Annotated in this window: 1 pseudogene; it reads right to left on the bottom strand. The window is 60.1% G+C overall.

The features are described from left to right. Positions 1 to 31: 31 nt before the first annotated feature. A pseudogene (locus CPA45_RS22455) lies at positions 32 to 1,176 on the bottom strand (IS3-like element ISPa133 family transposase). Positions 1,177 to 1,239 lie beyond the last annotated feature (63 nt).

The following is a 1,239-nucleotide window of genomic DNA, read 5'->3' as shown; positions in this document are numbered from 1 at the left end:
TGTTCTGGTCAAGTCGTAGCGGACACTTTTATTAAGCTGCTTCCGCGATTTTCTCGATCTCCCTTGGCGCGTGGTAGCCAAGGGTCGAGTGGAGCCGGCAGCTGTTGTACTCCATCTCGATATAGGTCACGACGTCGCGCCTCGCTGACTGGCGGGTCCAGTACCGCTGCCCCTCCAGCCATTCGCTCTTCAGAGAGCCGAAGAAGCGCTCCATGACCGCATTGTCCCAACAGTTCCCCTTGCGGCTCATGGAGGCCTGGAACCCGTGCTTTGCCAGTCGTTCGCGATACGCACGAGAGGCGTACTGGCTGCCGCGATCCGAGTGGTGAAGCACGCCTCGGGGAGGCTGTCGGCGGCCAGTTGCCATCTCCAGGGCGTCCAGAGTGAGTGACGTCTTCATATGGTCGGCCATGGCCCAGCCGATGACCTGTCGGTCGTAGAGGTCCAGCACGGCCGCCAGGTACAACCAGCCTTCCAAGGTCCAAATGGCAGTGATGTCGGCCACCCACGCCTGATTGGGCTCAGGCACCGTGAACTGCCGCTTGAGCAGGTTGGGAGCCACTGGCAGCCCGTGGTCGCTGTCCGTCGTATGCCGGTAGCGGCGACGCTGTCGGCAGGCGACACCCGCTTCCTGCATCAGGCTACGCGCCTGATAACGACCGACCGTATGACCTCTGCGACGGAGTTCCTTAGCCATTCGCCGGCTCCCATAGCTACCACGTTTCTGATCGTGGATGTCCTTGACCTCCCGGTGCAGGCACTGGCGCTGCTCATCGGGTTCACGCTGACGCCAGGCATAGAAGCCACTGCGGCTGACGTCCATGACACGGCACAGCACCGCCACTGGGAAGGAGGCCTTCTCCGACTCGATGAACTGGTATCTCAGCTCGACTCTCTCGCGAAGAAGGCCGTGGCCTTTTTTAAAACCTCCTTTTCAATCCGTAACTTACGAACTTCTTCGCGAAGTTTCTTGATCTCGGCATCCCGCTCATCTGCCTGGTCGTCAGTCACACCATCCTCCCGGTCACGTTGCTGGCGACACCAGCGATCCAGCAGGCTGCGATCGATATCCAGCCGCCTGGCGGCCTCGGAGATGGCATAGCCCTCTCCTCGAACCATGTTGACCGCCTCAGCCTTGAATTCGTCGGAGTACCGACGTCGCGTTTTCTTGGTCATGAACACCTCCAATGCCTCCAGTATGAGGCTTACCGGGGTGTCCGCTCCAATTAGACCAGTTCA

Source organism: Vreelandella nigrificans (assembly GCF_002374315.1).
Lineage (GTDB): Bacteria > Pseudomonadota > Gammaproteobacteria > Pseudomonadales > Halomonadaceae > Vreelandella > Vreelandella nigrificans.
Note: the sequence above shows the minus strand (reverse complement) of the source record. Positions and strands in the feature narration are given on the sequence as shown.